Raw genomic sequence first — 20215 nt, forward strand, 5'->3', positions numbered from 1 at the left:
TATATGATATTAATACACTTTTACAAGTTACTCACTTCTGAGAACCGAGAAGATGCGAGAGAGCTGATAATTGCGGAGCAATGAGGTTGGATCTATATTTAAATCCAAGCGACTAATTATTATTTTTAACCTATATTTATTTTACCAGACTCCTTAGCTCAGTTGGTAGAGCAACAGACTCTTAATCTGTGGGTCCAGGGTTCGAACCCCTGAGGGGTCACAATATCACCTATTGTATTTGAACGAAATATAAAATCAATCGTTTATGAACGATAATTTGACAAAAGATCCTTCGGCTGATTTGCCCGAAGATACTGCCACTCGTTACGAGCAGTTTTTCGGCCCATTATTCTTTGAACCCTATGCTGTAGAAGTTGCAAAACGAATTCACTCCGTTCCGGTTTCTGTTGCGCTCGAAATTGCGGCTGGGACAGGTCGTGTTACCCGTCATATCCGCGAGCATATTCCACACGCAGCAAAGCTGATCGCTTCAGATATTAGCGAGGAGATGTTGGCCGTAGCCAAAAAGACATTGAGCCACCTTGATATTGACTGGCGAAATATTGATGCCCAGCAACTTCCTTTTAACGATAATAGTATAGATTTGGTGGTTTGTTGCTTCGGGTATATGTTTGTTCCTGATAAACCGAAAGCATTTGCAGAAGCCTATCGGGTTTTAAAACCGGGTGGCTTGTTTTTATTTACAACCTGGGATAAGCTGGAGAATAATGCGGCATCTTATTCTGCCAGATCTATTGCAACGAAATATTTAGACGAACCCTTGCCCGAATCGCATAACCTTGCAACCTCGATGAATAATGAAGCGCTTATAACACCATTACTAAAGGATGCCGGCTTTGCAAAAATATCAATTGAAAAAGTAAAACTTTTTTCCGTAAGTGCAACCGCAAAAGAAGCTGCATGCGGTTTGGTAGAGTGGGGACCTGTTTTTGAGGAGATCAAAAAACAGAATCCTGACTGTATAGACGAGATCAAAAGTAAGGTGGAAAAAGAACTTGCTGAAAAATTCGGGGCTGCTCCTATGATCGCTCCAATAAGTGCTGTATTCAGTCAGGCGTGGAAATAATAAGAATACAACACAATTTATTTTCCCCAAATCCCCTTCCTTCCTCTCCGTAGTGTTCAGCGCAGCATCACTACAGAGTAACACAGAAGATTAAGTTATGAACATGCAATTACGCTTCTAAAGCCCAAAGAACAGATCGGTATCTGGTTTTGTGTAGCTATTTGTTATGCATGCATTATAAATCTGTTATCTTTGCAGCTTTTATCAATTATTAGCATTCAGTAACCTATTCATGGGCAAAAACAGCATCGGCTCTACCATTTCGTATTTCTTTTTAGGCGAGTACTTTTCTGATGCCCTGCGCACCACCATTACCGTGGTATTACCCATTATTTTATTCTTTTACCTGGGTAATCCTGAAGCGGCCAAAGGAATAGGCGTTGGAGCTTTGTTGATCAGCCTGACCGATCTGCCCGATAACCGACTGAATAAACTGAAAACAGCACTATCAAGTATTATCGTTTTTTTCGCCACCACGCTGGTGGTTTCATCCGTTTTAGATCATGTTTACCTCAGCGCGGTAGTAGTAGTCATTGCAGCTTTCGGCTTTTCGATGTTTGGCGTATATGGGCAGAAACTCTCACTGATTGGTACCATGGCGCTGATTGTGTGCACCTTTGTGATGGGGCTTCATCCTGAACGACCGCTGTATTTTAGCAGTTATATCCTGGTTGGCGGGATTTGGTATTACGTGATCAGTTTAATCCAGATTTTGCTGCGCCCTTACCGTTCGCTTCACCACGCCATTTTCGAATGTTTGATGAGCAGCGCGATGTTCTTGAATGCCAAAGCCAAAAATTACGATATTGATGTTCCGCTCGATCTGCAACAAAAGGAAGCCATAAAACTGCACATTAAGGTTAACCAGAAACATGAGCTCATCCGGAATTTGCTGCTTACCGATAAGTACGCCATGAACCCCAATAACCCCAAGGGCCAACTGTTGTTGGAAAGGGCGAGGTTATTGATCGATTTGTATGAGCAGTTGAATGCCGTACATTATGATTATGCTTTGGTGCGCAAAACGCTGGGAAGGGGTCCGAGTTTAAAACTGATTGCCAGCTTGATTGGATTGCTGGCGAAAGAGCTTGAACAGTTGGGCAGGCATGTTCGGTCGGCCAAGGCTTATAAGGGAGAAGTGGCCACCAATATCGAATATTACCAGAAACGCGTGATGTTGTTGCAGGAAATAGAGCATTTAAACGAAACCCAGCGTAAAATTGTATTAAAAGTGGTTTCGAATATGAACGATATTGTGCGCATTATCGAAATGATTAGGGGCAACGAGCGTACGCCCGAGAAACACTTACAAGAGCTGAGCGAATCTATTTCTTATCCCTTGTTTGTTACCGGCGATCGCTTTTCGATCAGGGAACACCTTACCTTAAAATCACCCATCTTTAGGTTTTCGCTGCGTTTGGCCATCTGTTTTCTGTTTGGTTTCTTGCTTATTTGGCAGTTGGAACCGAGTAAATACAGTTACTGGCTTTTTCTCACCCTTGTCATTGTGGCGCGACCAAAATTTTCGATTACCTGGAAACGGAACTTACAGCGGTTAAAAGGAAGTCTTGGCGGGGTTGCCGTCGGATTGATCATCATTTATTTTGTGAAGAGTCCGGCGGTGCTGCTTTCTTTTTCGGTGGTTTTTCTATTGGGTTTTTATGCCTTTAACCGTTTAAATTATACCGTAAGTGTATTGTTTATTACCCCTGCGGTAATTTTAACATTGGGTAGTTACCAAGGGCATTTCGACCATATCGTACACGACAGGATTATATTTACCGTGCTGGGCTGTGTAATTGCCATTTTTGCCACCTATCTTTTCCCAATTTGGGACAGCCGCCAGTTGAAAGAGAAAATAAGCAAAGCCACAAAAGATAGTTTGCACTATTTGCAGGTGGCGATAGAAAGGAAGGAAAACCTGGGCGGGAATATTCCGCGCATGGCCAGAAAAAATGCCAACCTGAGTTTATCTGCATTAAGCGAAGCGATTGAGTCGGCCAGTCAGGAGCCGATGCGGAAACACATCGATTTTAATGGCTTGTATGGGGTACAGTCGACGATTTACCAGATCAATGCAATTATCACTTCTATATACCTTTCGCTTAACCATAAACCTGAACAGGCTGATCCATCATTGGTTAAGCAGATTATAAGTAATTTAAGTGATGGGGCTATATTAAAACGGGCTGCTCATTTTGATGCAATAGATGTTGATCATGATGACCATTCTACCAAACAGAAACTGGCACATATTGCGGCTTTATCATTAGAATTTAACAGGTTTAGTGCGGGTTTCAGGGGCTAAATTTATTTGTTTGTCAGTGTGTCCAAGGGACTCCTAAGGAGAGCGGAGTCAGGGCCGTGCTAGCTGTTAACTTTTGAGCTCATTTTTGTTCCCGCAGATTAAGGTGATGAGCGCAGAAACTTCAAGATCATCAATTTTCTAGAGATAGATTAACTTGTTGAGCTTATATGAAACTTATATGTCTTAATATGGTTCACAGAAAGAGGGGCTTCGATAGACCACAATGACTGACTCCCATAAAGTGGTCGTCATTCCTGCGCAGGCGGGAATCTTAAAGCGTACGTTAATAGCGATAGTTGTAAGATTGCTTCGTCGGCTGAAAAGCCTTCTCGCAATGACGATAATCTGAGGAGATTTAATTTTTTAAATTCTCCTGTCACTCATAATGATTTTTATAAATAAATTATCCCGCAGGATGACAGATTCTAAAAATCAGCGTCAGCGGGGTCCCCCCTTTGTACTAATCATAGCAAATTGTTCGTTAATAACCTTCAACAGGCTTGGCTAGATATAGCAGGATGCCTGCAAGGAGAATCCTTTGAACAATTTTTATTGAAAAACTTCATTCCTGGGTTGTTAAGCGTTCTTATTAAAAATTAAATGGATTGATTATTAGTATTTTATTATGCTTTTAGTTAATTAATGTTAATTATTTAGAATAATTCTAAATAAAGATCTATATTTGTTCATCATTATATTTGGTTAGTTGATGATAACAAGACCTGTTTGCCTGCATTACTCAATGCAGGCGAATCAGGCACTACTACACAGAAAACTTCAATCTATTCCTTTTACATACAGTAATAAATTTGATTGAATTGATTGTAAAAAATAGGATATTGGTATATTGTGTGCCTTTAAACATCCATATTCGCATGAAAAGATCATTTTTAAGCTTCCTTTTAATTTCTTTTTTAACTATATCTGCTTTTGCCCAAAAGAAACCTAATTTTTGGGATGATGTGCAAACCATTAAAAAATACGATCAAATGTACAAACCACCTGTTCATCCGGTGTTATTTGTAGGAAGTTCATCTATCCGCAAATGGGACGACTGTACAAGGATTTTTGCCAAATACAATGCTTTAAACCGCGGAATAGGTGGTGCTGTAATTAACGATATTATCTTTTATTTAAATGATGTTGTTTTCCCTTACCAGCCCAAACAGATTGTACTGTATGTGGGGGAGAACGATTTACCAAACGAAACGGTTACACCTGATACCGTTTTAAACCGTACCATCCGTTTAGTGCAGGCCATTAGGGCAAAGTTACCAACGGTGCCTATTGTTTACATCTCGATTAAACCGAGTCCGAGCAGGGATAAATTTAAAGCAAAGGCCGTAGCTTCGAATGCATTGATCGCGAAATTTTTAGCTGGCGAGGCCAACACGAAATTCGTTAATATATATCCATTGATGTTAACCAAAGACGGGCAACTTAGGCCAGAACTTTTTGTGGATGATATGTTGCACATGAATGCTGCGGGTTATGCCATCTGGCGAAAAGCGGTAGAACCGTATTTAATAAAATAGTCATTTTCTACTAACTAAGAGATTGTGATCAAAATATTTATCTCTAATTATTTTTTACTATATAAGACACGTAAGAACATATGAGCTTACATGTACTTAAATTCTTATATGGTTAGAAGCCCTTGACGCTTTTAATTTCATTGCACAGTCCAAGCAAACTAGCCCCGATTGAACGGAAAGCCCGCAATCCCGATTTTTCGTCGGGAGAGGACTTGAAGTAAAAGCGGGACTGAAACAACCCTAAACACTACAGGCTTTGCGCTCCAAAAAAATAAGATTAAATTTTCTCACCACCTCAGGCACATACCCCACCTTACGAGTCAATTTTACTATATAAGACATATAAGCTTTCATTTTTACCATCCAAGGCTCCTGGGCACATCTAAGAATAAGCATTAGCCTATTTCATGCTCAAAATGATTTGTTTTAGTGGATGCGGTAGTCAATGTTAACCGGAATTAAAATTATATATTTATTATTGCGTGCGAATGATCCCTAACCATATGTACAAACTTCTGCTTGCCGTTACTTTTCTTCTGATGGGCTATCATGCATCGGCCCAGGATCTTTTGGCCATTCCGCAGGTAGTAAATTACAATAACGAGCAGTATAACGCAGGGATGCAGAACTGGGATGTTAAGCAGGATAAAAACGGGATTCTTTATTTTGGGAACAATGAGGGGCTGCTTACTTTTAACGGTCGCTACTGGAGCCTGTTTCGCTTACCTAATTATACTTCGGTACGCTCCATCGGGATCGACTCTAAAAACCGGATTTATGTAGGTGGGCAGGATGAATTTGGTTTCTATTACCCCAATGAGAAAGGGATTTTAAAATATACTTCGCTTTTAGGCCTGCTACCCGAAAACCTGAGGAAATTGGCTGATATATGGGACATCTCGATTATCCACGACGAAGTTTTTTTCAGATCGAACAACTCCATTCTGCATTATAAGGATGGGGTGATTAAAAACTATAAACCCAGTAAGGCCTGGCTATTTATGGGCATGGCCAATAATAAAGTGTTTGCCCAATCGGAAGAATCGGTTTTAATGGTTTACGAGCAGGAAATGTGGAAGCCTTTTTGTGCTGATCCGGTTTTCAAGAAATCGTCTGTTACAGCTATTTTGCCTTATAGTGGCGATACTTTGATGGTTTCTACCTTAAAGGGCGGTTTTTTTCTATTGATTAACCATCAGCTTAAACCCTTCAAAACCAATCTCGATCATGTGTTTTTTAACGACCGGATTTATTTTGCCAATCAGATCAATCAAAATCTGTATGTAGTAGGTACCACCTCTGGTGGGGTATATATTATGAACAAAGGTGGAGAACTGATCCAGAAATACAATTACAGGGAAGGTTTGCAGAACAACAACGTAAGGGGAGTGCTGCAGGACCGCGATAAGAACATGTGGCTGGCTTTAGACGATGGGATTGCCTATGTGGCCATAAATAGTGCCATTAAAAGCATTTTTCCTGACCGCAATAAACAGATTACGAGTTATGCATTTAGGAAGTTTAACCAATCGGTTTACATTGGTACATCGAACGGTTTGTACATGACCAAAGTTAATCCTGCTGCCAAAGATTTAAGTTATACTACCTCGAATTTTGAGGAGGTGAAAAATACCAAAGGGCAGGTTTGGGGGCTTGATGAGATTAACAGCCAGCTGTTGCTAGCACACGAAGAAGGTACGCTTTTGGTGCAGAACAATGTAGCTAAGCCGCTTTACAATTTACCAGGCACCTGGTTGTACCAGAGCTTAGATCGGGTTTACCCGAGCAGCGAGGTTATTGCAGGCACTTATTGGGGTTTACAACACTTAACGTATAAGGATGGCGTGTTTAATAATGGCGGAAGAATTGACGGCATAAATGAACCCCTGCGGTTTCTTGTAGCGGATAATAATAATCCCGATCATATCTGGGCATCGCACCCCTACCATGGCGTATATAAAATAGAATTGCAGCCCGATCATAAACGTGTGTTGCATACCACCATGTATACCGACCATGATGGATTACCTTCTAAGTTGTACAATTATGTGTACCATATAAAAAACAGGGCGGTAATTGCAACTGTTGATGGCATTTATGAATATGATAACACGAAGAAAAAATTTGTCCGCCTAAAATTATTGGCCAATGCCATAAAGGGTATTTCGGTGCAGTATATGAAGGAGGATAACGACGGGAACATTTGGTTTGTAAGCAATAAAAAAGTAGGTGTAATCGATTTTAGCCGACCATCAGGATCGAATCCTTTTAGTATTTTTTATCTGCCAGAGTTAGATGGGAAAGTAGTAGGCGGCTTCGAATCTATTTACCCCTTGGATAGTAAGAACATATTTATTGGAGCCAATAAGGGAGCCTACCATATTAACTATGAAAAATACATCGAGAACATAACCAAACCAATTGTAGTGCTGGGGCAGATCAAACTGCTTGGTAAAAAGGATAGTCTGGTTTTTGGAGGCTATTTTACAACCAAAGGCATCATTTCTGCCAAACAAGATCAGAACGAGATACCGGAATACACCAATAATTTAAATTCAATGCATTTCGAATATTCCTCAACGTTGTTCGAGCATGATAAAAATATTAAATTCAGTTATCAGTTGGTTGGTTTCGATAAGGAGTGGTCGGCATGGAACACGAAAAGCGAAAAGGACTATACCAATTTACCTGCAGGGAAATATACTTTCAATATTAAAGCCAGAACGGATGTAGGTAATGAATCGGAAGTGGTAGGCTATACTTTTGTCGTGCTGCCAGCCTGGTACAATACCATATGGATGAGGATTTTTTACCTGATTTTGATTGTGCTGTTAATCAGGTTGATTATCAGGTGGCAAAAACGCAAACACATTAAAGAGCAGGAGCGGATGAGTTACCTGCATCAACTGGAACTGGATCGGAACGAAAAGGAAATTGTGAGGCTGCAGAACGAAAAGTTAGAAGCCGATGTAAATTATAAGAACAAAGAACTTTCTACCATGACCATGCACCTGGTACAGCGGGGTAAAGTATTGGCCAAGATTAAAGAAGTAATATCGGCTGTAATTAAAAACCACGATATAAATGAGAGCTCGCCAAGTTTCAGGCACCTCATCAGGCTGATCAAAGATGTAGAAAAGAAGGATCAGGAACTGGATCATCTGAGCGTGCACTTCAATCATGTAAACACCGAATTTTTTAATAAACTCAAAGACCTTTACCCTGATTTAAGTCAGAACGATTTAAAGTTTTGTGCTTATTTATCGATGAATCTTTCATCAAAAGAAATGGCGCAGTTGATGAATGTAACCATTAAAGCCATCGAAGTAGGCCGATATCGCTTAAGAAAGAAACTCCAGCTTAAGCCAGAAACTAATTTATATGAGTTCCTGATCAACATAGCCCGCCAAAAAACGCCTTAAAACAATGTTTTCGTTACAAATAATAACGTTTCTAGTTAAAATGTCTTAAGTGTCTGGTATTCAGTTTGATTTCTTTTTCATTGTAGGGCTTATGTAGGCCTAAAAATCTTCTTTTTAGGTTAATTGAGTGCTGCTGTATGGTTTGTGTAGTAGCGCAAAATTGTTCAATTGTATTGCACGGTTATAGATTTGATTTATGAAACGGGCTACCAAAAGCCCCGGTCATTTAACTAACCAAATATTAACTTAAAACTAATTTCTATGAGAGGAAGATTTACATTCGTATTCTTCATTTACTGTATCATGGCATTTCCGCTGGCCTTATTGGCACAAGACATTCCGGTTACAGGAAAAGTAACAGAACAAAATGGTGCTCCTTTACCTGGCGTAACGGTTAAGCTTGATGGAACTACCAAAGCTGCATCTACTGATGCCAATGGTGTTTTTAGCATTCAGGCGCCTGTTGGTGGTAAATTAACCATCAGTTTAATTGGTATGGCAACGCAAACGGTAACTGTTCCAGCAGGCGGCCGTATCAATGTTTCGCTTGCAGCGGATTCGAAAGATTTAACGGAAGTGGTTGTGGTTGGTTATGGTACACAGAAAAAAGCCCTGGTAACTGGGTCAATCTCCAGCGTAAAAGCAAAAGATCTGGAATCAATGCCTATTAACAGGGTAGAGCAAGCCTTACAAGGAAGAACATCTGGTTTAACTATTGCCAGTGGTAATGGACAGCCAGGGTCTGCTTCAACAGTAAGAGTGAGAGGCTTTACCTCTTTTGCGTCTTCAGGTAATAACGATCCGCTTTGGGTTGTTGATGGTGTAATTGTAGATAATGGAGGCATTGGTTATTTAAATCAATCAGACATCGAATCGATCGAGGTTTTAAAAGATGCGGCTTCGCAGGCAATTTATGGCGCCAGAGCGGCAAACGGGGTAATTATTATCTCAACCAAGAAGGGCAAAGAAGGAAGGTTATCTATTAATTACAATGGATTTTACGGCACACAGGCGCCAGCTAAAAAGCTAAAACTGCTAAATGCAAGTGAATATGCAACGATTAGGAATGAAGCATATTCAAATAGCTATAACGCAGCAACTGATGGCCCTTTAACACTTCCGTATTCAAATCCATCATCTTATGGAGAAGGTACTGATTGGCAATCAGTTGTTTTTAACGACGATGCCCGCAGACAAACCCACGAGTTTAGCGTTTCAGGCGGAACTAATAAATCTACCTTTTATACTTCTTTTGGTTATATAGACCAGGAAGGTATTGTAGCCACACCGATTTCTAATTTTAATCGTGCTAACATTCGTATTAATTCTACATTTAAGCCTGCCAAGTGGATAAGCTTCGGCGAGAATTTAGGCTATAGCCATTCGGTTAACAGTTCTTTAGGTAATACCAATAGTGAGTTCGGTGGGCCTTTGAGTTCGGCAATCCATTTAGATCCAATGACGCCGGTTATTCAAACCGATCCAACTGCTATAGGAAAATCTCCTTATACCATTGCGAATATTATAAAAGATCCGGCAACAGGATTTCCTTATGGTATTTCGGGCCCTGTAGGCCAGGAAATGAGCAATCCGCTTGCTTATATTCAAACCAGATTAGGTAACTATGGTTGGGATCACAATATTGTTGGCAATGCGTTCTTAGAAATTGAGCCCATTCAGAATTTAAAATTCAGATCATCGCTGGGAACGAAACTTGCTTTTTATGGGTCAGAGTCTTACACCCCGTTATTCTGGTTAAGTCCTTCAAACACCAATACTAAGGCAAATTTCTATCGCGAGATGAATATGACCTTAAATTATAACTGGGAAAATACCATTAGCTATTCAAAAAGCTTTGGTAAACATCATGCATACGCAATATTTGGGCAAGGTTATTATATGGATAACAATAACCGTGGCTTAAACGTAAGGTTTAACAATATAATTGCGCAGGATTTTTATCAGAGTAATTTAAATTACAAACCTGCAACTGCCGATATTCAGGGCGATGGTAGTGATGCTACGTTGCATGTTGTTAACTCATTGTTTACCCGTGTAACTTATGATTATGATGAAAAATACCTATTTACAGGTATTATTCGCCGTGATGGTTCTTCACGCTTTGGTACAAATAACCGGTTTGGTTATTTCCCTTCAGCCTCAATTGGCTGGGTGCCTACAAAAGAGGCTTTCTGGAAAGAAAACAACATCGTTAATTTCTTGAAATTACGCGGTAGCTACGGAATTACAGGAAACGATGCAATTGGAGATTTCAGTTACGTATCCTTAGTGAATAGCGGACGTAATTATACTTTTGGCACTACAGATGTAAGTACTATTGGATGGAGTCCTGCTGCCTTGTCAAATCCTGATTTGAAATGGGAAGAAACCCACCAAACAGATATTGGTTTAGATGCTACATTGTTTAAAGATTTTTCGCTTAGTGCTTCTTACTTCAAAAAGAAAACTATTGGTGTATTGCAAACACCTTCTATTCCACTTTATTTAGGTGCAGCTGGCGGTGCCGCAGAAAATGTTGGCGATATGCAGAACACCGGTATAGAATTCGAATTAGGTTATAGAAAAAAAATCGGCGAGCTTAATTTAGGTATTAATGCTAATGTCTCAACTTTAAAAAATAAGGTAACCAAGCTATTGCCAGGAAGAGAGTTTATAGAGGATAATGCACAGAGTTTTCAGGGCATGGGTAACTTCACCCGTACCGCAATTGGACGTTCATTCAATGAGTTTTATGGGTATGAAGTGGCTGGTATTTTTCAGTCGCAAGCAGAAATTAATGCTTATAAAGGACCAGGTGGTACAGTGCTGCAACCTGCTGCAAAACCCGGAGACATTAAATTTGCCAACTTAGATGGAAATGAAACCATAAATGGTAGTGACCGTACTTATTTAGGTAGTCCGCTTCCAAAATACACCTATGGTATTACCATCAATCTGGCATATAAAAACTTTGATTTTGTTGCTTTCGGAAACGGCGTAGGTGGAAATATGATCTTCCAGGGGTTAAGGCGTTTAGATGTAACTTATGGAAACTGGCAAAAATCAATTCTTGATAGATGGACGCCTACAAACCCGTCAACTACCGTTCCCCGTGTTGCCGATAAAGACCTTAACGGAAACTATACCAAGTTCTCTAAAAATTATTTGGAAAAAGGAGATTACTTCCGTTTAAAAACCCTTCAGGTAGGTTATAACCTTCCAGGTAATGTGATTAAAAAAATTGGCGCACAAAAAGTTCGGGTGTATCTGATGAGTGAAAACCTCTGGACCATTACGAAATATACAGGTTACGATCCCGAAATCGGTGGAACTGTATTGGGTATAGATCGGGGGATTTATCCGCAAGCCCGTTCGTTTATGGTAGGTTTAAATGTTGGATTCTAAAAAAAATTAAAATGAAAAAAAATATTTTAGCTATTGCAGCCCTTTTAACTGCTTCTCAAATAATCGTTTCTTGTCAAAAGCAACTGGATGTAAATCCGCGTGAACGTATTTTGGAGACAAGTTATTATCAAAGCCAGCAGCAAGCTTTTACTGGCTTGGTAGCTGTTTATGATCAATTGGGTAATCAATCCAGTGGGTATCTCACTAAACTTAATTTATTTAGCTCTGCATCGGATGATCATTTCGCCGGAGCCGATTCTCCGTCAGATTTAGGAGATATGCAAGCGATGAATAATTATACGGTAAACTCATTATCGGGTGGCCCAAGTTATTTATGGAGTAAAGGTTTTACCGGTGTTTACCGTGCAAATATTTTATTGAAAAAAATAGAAGGAATTACAATGGATGCTTCAACCAAGGCAAGGTATATTGCCGAAGCTAAAGCATTGCGTGCTATATTTTATTTTGATTTAGTCCGTATTTTCAAAAATATACCATTAATCTTAGCACCTATAGAGCCGTCTGGCATGTTTGATGTTACACAGGTTGCCCCTGCAGATGTTTATAAACAAATAGAGACTGATTTAGCAGAAGCATTGCCTGCTCTTCCTGTAACTATTCCTACTGCTGATGCGGGGCGTCTGAGTCAGGGCGCAGTTCATGCGGTTTTAGGCAAGGTTTACTTATGGCAAGAAAAATGGGGGCCAGCAGCAGCAGAGTTTGCATTGGTAAACGGTACTGCACCAGGCGCGAGTACTTATGGATATAAGCTGTTACCAAATTTTGCCGATCTGTGGAATTGGAAAAACAAATTCAATTCAGAATCTATCTTAGAACTCAGCTACAATACAACCTCTAACATGGGCTGGGGCAACGTTGGAAGCCGTGAAGGTAATGTTATGGGCATTTTGGTAGGGCCACGGAACTATGTGCCTGTAATTGCTGCACAAGCACCTGATTATGTTTCGGGTTGGAGTGTGATGCCGATAACCAAAGAATTATTTGACTTGATTCACTACGATCCGCGTAATAAACCTACAGTTGCCAATTTGGATAGCTTGGAAAAGGCAGGTATTGTAACCTACAAGCATGCCAATGATAATACTGGGTATTTTGTTGAAAAATATGCTGGAAGAGTTTCTACCAAAGCAGCTGTTGGCCAGTTAGAACTAAACTTTGGGCAGAATATGTACGAAATACGTTTAGCTGATACGTACTTAATGGAAGCCGAAGCATTATTGAAAAGTGGTGCCGCAGTTGGTGCGGGTACCAGGGCTTACATTTTCCTTAACGCAGTAAGGGCCCGTGTAGGTTTAAACCCGGTTGCGGTAACCATGGATAATATTATGAAAGAAAGACGTTTGGAACTGGTAGCAGAAGGGCAAAGGTGGTTCGATTTGGTTAGGTGGAAGCTTGCCCCAACTAAACTGGCTTTTAAAGGATTTCAGGCAAATAAAAATGAGACCTTGCCCATCCCACAGGCTGAGTTAAACAACACCAAAATTCTTCAAAGTAAAGAATGGGGCGGAACAAAATAGCTGCTCATCTATTATATACGCTTAATGTTTAATTGTTAACAGGGAGAAAGCGAAATCTTTCTTCCTGTTTTTTAATCTGCTCATCTTTTACCTATGCTTTCTACCAAATTTCTTCGCCTTTTTATCATTTGTGTTTTTACCTGTTCTTCACTTTCTACCATTGCTCAAAACCAACCTGAAGTTTGGCTTACTAAAGCCGATCGATCTGTTTTATTTGCCAAACAGAAAGGTAAATTAAGTTTTAATGCAGTTAAAGACAATCTGCCAACCATTACCGTAAATAACAAAGAAACCTATCAAACCATTGATGGCTTTGGTTATGCCCTAACAGGTGGAAGTGCGCAGCATATTATTAAAATGTCGGCACCAGCCAGAGCCGCTTTATTGAAAGAGTTGTTTGCGACTGATGGAAACAACATCGGGGTGAGCTATATCCGCTTGAGCATTGGTGCTTCCGATTTAAATGAAAAAGTATTTTCTTACAACGACCTTCCCGAAGGACAAACCGATTTAACGCAGGCTAAATTTGATCTCGGTCCAGATAAAGTAGATGTGATTCCGGTAATGAAGGAAATCCTTGCGATCAACCCCAAACTGAAAATTATGGGCTCGCCATGGTCTCCTCCCTTATGGATGAAAACCTCTTACGATGCCCGCGGTGGGATGTTAAAACCCGAATATTACGATGCTTACGCTAAATATTTTGTGCGTTACGTACAGGAAATGCAAAAAGAGGGGATCCCTATTGATGCCATTACGGTTCAGAATGAACCTTTGCACCCGGGTAATAATCCCAGCTTGCTTATGGTTGCACCAGATCAGGCGCTTTTTGTAAAGAAATTTCTCGGTCCTGCTTTTGCCAAAGCCAATATTAAGACCAAAATTATTGTTTACGATCATAACGCCGATCGCCCGGATTACCCGATTAGCATTTTAGATGATCCGGAAGCGAAAAAATATATCGACGGATCTGCCTTTCATCTGTACGGAGGAAAGATAGAAGCCTTAACTGATGTGCACAATGCCCATCCTGATAAAAACATTTACTTTTCTGAGCAAATGGTAGTGGAGCAGCCAAATGCTACGGATATTAAAATTGTTAATCCGGTTAGGCGTTTGATTATCGGCGCCACCAGAAACTGGAGCAAAAATGTGCTGGAATGGAATTTAGCAGCCGATCCTGAAAACAAACCTTATACCGATAGGGGCGGCTGTTCGATGTGCCAGGGCGCAGTAACCATTGATAAAGATTCTTATAGCAGAAACCTGGCTTATTATTCCATTGCACATGCTTCTAAATTTGTTCGTCCAGGCGCTGTTCGCATTGCTACGAACGATTTACCCGATCTGTCCAATGTCGCCTTTAAAACACCTGGTGGAAAACATGTTTTAATTGTAGCCAATAGCGGTAAAAATGCCGCTAAGTTTAATATTAGCTTTAATGGCCAATCACTTGTTGCAGCGCTTGATAAAGGATCTGTAGCCACTTATATCTGGTAATTATCTAAAACCTAATTTTATTTATGTCTTTTACAAAATCAATCTTATATATTTTTCTGTTCAGCATCGTTTCGTTTACAGGCTTTAGTCAGGGGTTTTTAAAAGCCGAGGGTAAAAAAATAGTGAACGCAAAAGGCGAGAATGTTTTGCTCCGCGGCTTTGGTTTAGGTGGCTGGATGTTGCAGGAAGGTTATATGCTCAAAATCAACCAAGAGGCACAACAATACCGCATCCGCGAACGGATAGAAGAACTGATGGGGCCAAAACAGACCCAGGAGTTTTACGATGCCTGGCTGGCCAACCACATGCGTAAAATTGATGTCGATTCGATGAAACGCTGGGGGTTTAATTCCATCCGTTTACCCATGCACTACAATTTATACACCCTGCCGGCAGATAAAGAGCCTGTTGCAGGCAAAAATACCTGGCTTGAAAAAGGTTTTGCCTTAACCGATAGCTTATTAGCCTGGTGTAAGGCCAATAAAATGTACTTGATTTTAGATTTGCACGCTGCACCCGGCGGACAAGGGAATGATTTAAATATTGCCGACCGCGATCCATCAAAACCTTATTTATGGGACAGTGAAGCCAATCAGGAGAAAACCATTGCACTCTGGAAAAAACTGGCTGAACGTTACAAAGATGAACCTTATATTGGTGCATACGATATTTTGAATGAACCTAACTACGGTTTCTCAAACCCTGAAGAAGATAAAAACGGAACAAAAGAAAAGGTGAATGCACCATTAAGAAAATTAATGGTCGAGATTACCAAAGCCATCCGTGAGGTTGATCAAAGGCACATCATTATTATCGAAGGCAATGGCTGGGGCAATAATTATAATGGCATTTTTCCACTGTGGGATAAAAACATGGTTTTGAGTTATCATAAATACTGGAATTATAACGATCAGGCGTCAATTGCGCACATTATTAAGGCCAGGGATGAGCAGCATGTTCCGGTTTGGCTTGGTGAAACAGGAGAAAATTCGAATGTTTGGTTTACTGATGCCATCCACCTTTTAGAAAAGAATAACATCGGCTGGGCTTGGTGGCCATTGAAAAAGATAGGCGCGAATAATCCGATGGAAATTAAATCGAACCCCAATTACGATGCGCTGGTAAAGTACTTCAATAACGGTGGAGACAAACCTAAAGATAGCAACGTATACAGCGGTTTAATGGAGCTGGCTATTTATTCAAGATTAGAAAATACGATTATTCACAGAGATGTGATCGATGCAATGATCCGTCAGCCTTTTAGTAATGAAACCAAACCGTTTAAGCCCAGTTTAATTAGAGATAAAAGCATTGTGTACGCTGTAGATTACGATTTAGGTAAAAATGGCAAAGCTTATTTCGATACAGATACTGCCGATTACCATACCTCAACAGGAAAAAGAAGTGCAGGTAACCATGGCCGGATTTATCGGAATGATGGGGTGGATATTGCAAAAGATTCTACCCAGTACGAAAAGTATTATGTAAACCATATCGAAAAAGGAGAGTGGTTACAGTATACCGTAAATGTTTCGCAAAGAGGAACCTACACTTTAAAAATAAATGCTGCGGCAGATAATACTTCAGGTAGAATGACCATTATGATCGATAACAAAGTCGTAGCCAAAGATATTGCGGTTCCAAATACCGTAGATCATAAGAAGTTTGCAACCTTTGCGGTAAAGAACATTGTTTTAAAGGCGGGCAAGCAAAAAATTAAGGTGCTGGCAGATGCAGGGGGCTATAATTTTGGTTATATTCAATTTGTTAAATAAAATAAAAAACAAAACATCATCTTGAAAGGCATAAAACGTATCCTGCTTATTTTGGGCGCAATTGCCATTGCGGTTGTTGTTCTTTCAAGATGCATGAATGTGGCCGATCAATTGCCCGCAGATGCGAGGGGTGAGGCTTATACCGGAGCGGCTACCTGTGTTAAATGCCATAAAGATTTATCGCAGTCTTACGCACATAGTCCGCATGGCTTAACTTCTAAGCCTGTGGTAGATGCCGCTTTATTAAAAATTTTCGCCCCTGATTCGAACAGTTTCCAATATGATGCAACCCAAAAAGTAGTAATAGAAAAGAGAGACAGTGGTATATTTCAGGTGGCTTATCACAATGGCAAAGCTGTGCGTGCGCAAAAGTTTGATATGCAGTTTGGTTCAGGCGAAAAAGCCTATACTTATAGCTATTGGCAAGGCAAGAAAATGTACGAACTGCCTTTATCTTACTTCACTGCTATTAAGAATTGGGCCATCAGCCCTGGTTTTCCAAAAGAAAGTTTTTATTATGATCGGGCGATAACGAGCCGTTGTTTAGAGTGCCACGCATCTTATGTAGCTATTAAACTCACACAAAAAACTACTTTTTCAAAAGATGAGGAAATGGAAAAGGGCGCTGTTATTTATGGGATAGATTGTGAACGTTGCCACGGACCAGGCAAACAACATGTTGTTTTTCATATGGAGAATCCAGAAGAAAAGACAGCAAAATTTATCACATTGTATAAAACGCTTACCCGAAAACAAAAGATGGATGTTTGCGCTGTTTGTCATTCGGGCAATACTTTGGTGGCACAGCGATCGGTTTTCGGTTTCCAGCCCGGCGACGATTTAGAGGCTTATTATTCACAGGATTTTACAGGTTTTGGCGGTGGTGATATTGATGTACACGGTAACCAAAGTGCTATGCTAAAAGGTAGTAATTGTTATCGGAAAAGTGAAACCATGACTTGCCAATCGTGCCACAATACACACGGAAATATTAAAGGGAATTTAAGCCTCTATTCTCAGCGCTGTATCAATTGCCACAAAAGTACCAATCATAGCGAAGCCACTTTAGCTAAAGGATCGCTCAGTACCAATTGTATCGACTGCCATATGCCTAAAGAATCTTCAAAACTGATCACCTTTCAACAGGCAGGTAAAGATCATTTAAGTCCTTATAGGTTACGCTCACACCATATTGCCATTTATCCCGTTATTAATAAGTAAAACCCAAACTTGTATTAAGAAATTTCCCACTATCCATTAATAGGACTTGGATTTCGTACATTTGGTTTCCACCTTAAAAATTAGATAGTAGCCAATATGCTCATAAAACACTACTTAGCTTTATTCTTCCTTCTTTTTATATCAACCCCTATTTTTGCTCAAAATAAATTTACCCTTAGTGGCACCATCCGCGATGCAGGTACAGGTGAAACTTTAATCGGTGCTACGGTAAGGATTACTGGAGCATCTACAGCGGCAACTTTAACCAATAACTATGGCTATTTTGCCTTAACCCAACCTGAGGGAACTTATACCGTTTCTGTAAGTTATACGGGTTATGCACCTATTGTTAAAACCATCAATCTAACTAAAGATACGAAGCTGAATGAGGAATTAAAAAGTGCAATCGATCTGGCTGAAGTAACGGTAAACGCAAACAACCGTAAGAATGAAAACGTTAAAAGTGCGCAGATGGGTTTGGAAAGGATTGATATGAAATCGCTTAATTCTATACCTGTACTGCTCGGCGAAAAGGATATCTTAAAAACCATCCAGCTGTTACCAGGCGTAAAGTCGGGTGGTGAGGGGAATACAGGTTTCTATGTGCGCGGTGGTGCTGCCGATCAGAATTTAATTATTCTGGATGAAGCGGTGGTATACAATTCCTCTCACTTACTGGGCTTTTTCTCTACTTTTAATGCTGATGCAATTAAGGATGTAAGTTTATACAAAGGTGGCATGCCTGCACAATACGGCGGCCGTTTATCGTCGGTTTTAGATGTTAAAATGGACGATGGGAACAATAAGGAATTTAAATTTCAGGGTGGCATCGGATTGATTGCCTCGCGTGTAAAAGCAGAAGGGCCGATTGTAAAAGACAGGGGTTCATTTATGGTGAGTTTCCGCAGAACGTATATCGATCTGTTTTTAAGGTCTTCGCCCGATTCGACTGTAAATGGGAGTACCTTAAATTTTTATGATATTAATGCAAAGGCAAATTATAAGATCAACGATAAAAACACCATTTATATTTCAGGTTATTTTGGCAAGGATAATATCGGCGTTAAAGACCTGTTCGAAAACAACTGGGGCAATGTAACCACCACTATCCGTTTAAACCATATTTTTAGCGACCGTTTGTTTTCGAATACCTCGTTAATTTACAACAACTATAATTATACCGTTCGCTTATTAAATGATGCGACCAACTTTAAAGCAACCTCACTGGTTCGGGATTTTAACTTTAAAGAAGATTTTCAGTATTTCAGCAACAAGCATACACTTCGTTTTGGTATCAATGCCACGCAGCACCGTATCTCGCCGATTGATATTGATAGCGATGAAGCATCGCAGGTAAATTCGCTTACGCAGGAAAGGCGTTATGGCATAGAATCAGCAGCTTACATTTCTGACGAGTGGGCCGTAAACGAACATTTAAACTTTTTATATGGTGTACGTTTGGCTGCTTTTTCTTTAATGGGCCCCGGTAATTTTAGTACCTATGATGCTGATGGAAATACCCTGTCGACAGAAAATGTAGCCAAGGGAAAATTCCATAAAAACTACTTTAACCTGGAGCCACGTTTTTCGGTGAGCTATCTGTTTAACGATGAAAATTCGATCAAGGCCTCTTATAACCGGAATACCCAGAACGTCCATATTTTAACCAACGCTACTTCCAGCTCACCAACCGATCAGTATGTGTTGAGCAGTACCAATATTAAACCCGAAATTGCCGATCAGGTGGCTTTGGGCTATTTCAAAAACATTCAGGATAACAATTATGAACTCTCGGGAGAGATTTATTATAAGTGGCTCCAGAATCAGATCGACTATAAAAATGCGGCCGAATTATTGGCTAACTCAAATGTAGAATCAGAACTTTTATATGGAGTAGGCAGGGCTTATGGAATGGAGCTATTTTTTAAAAAGAAATTTGGCAAGCTGAACGGTTGGGTGGGCTATACCTTATCACGTACTGAGCGTAAATTTACCGAGCTTAATGATGGTAAATATTTTCCGGCAAGACAAGACCGTACGCATGATATTTCGTTAGTGGGCATTTACAATATGACCAAGCGGTGGACATTCTCTTCGAGCTTTATTTACAGCACCGGTAATGCCGTTACTTATCCAGCGGGGAAATATACAATTGGTGGCCAGGCTGCTTATTATTACACGCAAAGAAACGCAGGCCGAATGCCTTATAATATGCGTTGGGATGTAAGTGCAACTTTAGAGGGGAAACCCGGTAAGAAATACCAATCGAGCTGGAATTTTGGCATCTATAATTTATTGGCACGAAAAAATCCTTATGCCATTGAATTTATTACGGATCCTGATCATCCGGGCAAAACTGCTGCCCAGCAAACTTCGCTGTTCGGTCTTATCCCATCAATTACCTGGAACTTTAAATTTTAAAAA

At 40.1% G+C, this 20215-nt stretch carries 10 protein-coding genes and 1 tRNA gene; all 11 read left to right on the plus strand.

Annotated features, from left to right (window positions below; translation table 11 throughout):
- Positions 1–147 precede the first annotated feature (147 nt).
- The 11 genes from LQ201_RS16660 (at position 148) to LQ201_RS16710 (ending at position 20212) form a co-directional block, all read left to right on the plus strand.
- Positions 148–220 (plus strand) — tRNA-Lys (locus LQ201_RS16660).
- Between the two features lie 45 nt (positions 221–265).
- Positions 266–1087 (plus strand): class I SAM-dependent methyltransferase, encoded by an 822-nt coding sequence (locus LQ201_RS16665; RefSeq protein ID WP_230144565.1) that lies wholly within the window; start codon positions 266–268, stop codon positions 1085–1087.
- A 232-nt stretch (positions 1088–1319) separates the two neighbouring features.
- Positions 1320–3395 (plus strand): FUSC family membrane protein, encoded by a 2076-nt coding sequence (locus LQ201_RS16670; protein ID WP_230144566.1) that lies wholly within the window; start codon positions 1320–1322, stop codon positions 3393–3395.
- 875 nt (positions 3396–4270) lie between these two features.
- Positions 4271–4930 carry a GDSL-type esterase/lipase family protein gene (locus LQ201_RS16675; protein ID WP_230144567.1) on the plus strand — a complete coding sequence of 220 codons (660 nt, stop codon included), beginning with the start codon at positions 4271–4273 and terminating at the stop codon, positions 4928–4930.
- 503 nt (positions 4931–5433) lie between these two features.
- Positions 5434–8352 (plus strand): triple tyrosine motif-containing protein, encoded by a 2919-nt coding sequence (locus LQ201_RS16680; RefSeq protein WP_230144568.1) that lies wholly within the window; start codon positions 5434–5436, stop codon positions 8350–8352.
- 261 nt (positions 8353–8613) lie between these two features.
- Positions 8614–11757: a TonB-dependent receptor gene (locus LQ201_RS16685; protein WP_230144569.1), complete on the plus strand. Its 3144-nt coding sequence runs from the start codon at positions 8614–8616 to the stop codon at positions 11755–11757.
- Between the two features lie 11 nt (positions 11758–11768).
- The gene (locus LQ201_RS16690) at positions 11769–13295 is read left to right on the plus strand and encodes a RagB/SusD family nutrient uptake outer membrane protein (protein ID WP_230144570.1); all 1527 of its coding nucleotides are present in this window, start codon (positions 11769–11771) and stop codon (positions 13293–13295) included.
- Between the two features lie 93 nt (positions 13296–13388).
- The gene (locus LQ201_RS16695) at positions 13389–14795 is read left to right on the plus strand and encodes a glycoside hydrolase family 30 beta sandwich domain-containing protein (protein ID WP_230144571.1); all 1407 of its coding nucleotides are present in this window, start codon (positions 13389–13391) and stop codon (positions 14793–14795) included.
- 23 nt (positions 14796–14818) lie between these two features.
- Complete coding sequence (locus LQ201_RS16700) at positions 14819–16570, plus strand: cellulase family glycosylhydrolase (RefSeq protein WP_230144572.1); 1752 nt, start codon at positions 14819–14821, stop codon at positions 16568–16570.
- A 21-nt stretch (positions 16571–16591) separates the two neighbouring features.
- Positions 16592–17791 (plus strand): cytochrome c family protein, encoded by a 1200-nt coding sequence (locus LQ201_RS16705; RefSeq protein ID WP_230144573.1) that lies wholly within the window; start codon positions 16592–16594, stop codon positions 17789–17791.
- Positions 17792–17887: 96 nt separating this feature from the next.
- The gene (locus tag LQ201_RS16710; RefSeq protein WP_230144574.1) at positions 17888–20212 is read left to right on the plus strand and encodes a TonB-dependent receptor; all 2325 of its coding nucleotides are present in this window, start codon (positions 17888–17890) and stop codon (positions 20210–20212) included.
- Positions 20213–20215 lie beyond the last annotated feature (3 nt).

The sequence above is a fragment of the Pedobacter sp. Bi126 genome, from assembly GCF_918698245.1.
Lineage (GTDB): Bacteria > Bacteroidota > Bacteroidia > Sphingobacteriales > Sphingobacteriaceae > Pedobacter.

Excerpts from the sequence above, each read along its gene's own strand:
- LQ201_RS16710 (WP_230144574.1), top strand. The coding sequence starts at position 17,888 with ATGCTCATAAAACACTACTTAGCTTTATTCTTCCTTCTTTTTATATCA.
- LQ201_RS16690 (WP_230144570.1), top strand. The coding sequence starts at position 11,769 with ATGAAAAAAAATATTTTAGCTATTGCAGCCCTTTTAACTGCTTCTCAA.
- LQ201_RS16685 (WP_230144569.1), top strand. The coding sequence starts at position 8,614 with ATGAGAGGAAGATTTACATTCGTATTCTTCATTTACTGTATCATGGCA.
- LQ201_RS16665 (WP_230144565.1), top strand. The coding sequence starts at position 266 with ATGAACGATAATTTGACAAAAGATCCTTCGGCTGATTTGCCCGAAGAT.
- LQ201_RS16700 (WP_230144572.1), top strand. The coding sequence starts at position 14,819 with ATGTCTTTTACAAAATCAATCTTATATATTTTTCTGTTCAGCATCGTT.
- LQ201_RS16675 (WP_230144567.1), top strand. The coding sequence starts at position 4,271 with ATGAAAAGATCATTTTTAAGCTTCCTTTTAATTTCTTTTTTAACTATA.
- LQ201_RS16695 (WP_230144571.1), top strand. The coding sequence starts at position 13,389 with ATGCTTTCTACCAAATTTCTTCGCCTTTTTATCATTTGTGTTTTTACC.
- LQ201_RS16680 (WP_230144568.1), top strand. The coding sequence starts at position 5,434 with ATGTACAAACTTCTGCTTGCCGTTACTTTTCTTCTGATGGGCTATCAT.
- LQ201_RS16670 (WP_230144566.1), top strand. The coding sequence starts at position 1,320 with ATGGGCAAAAACAGCATCGGCTCTACCATTTCGTATTTCTTTTTAGGC.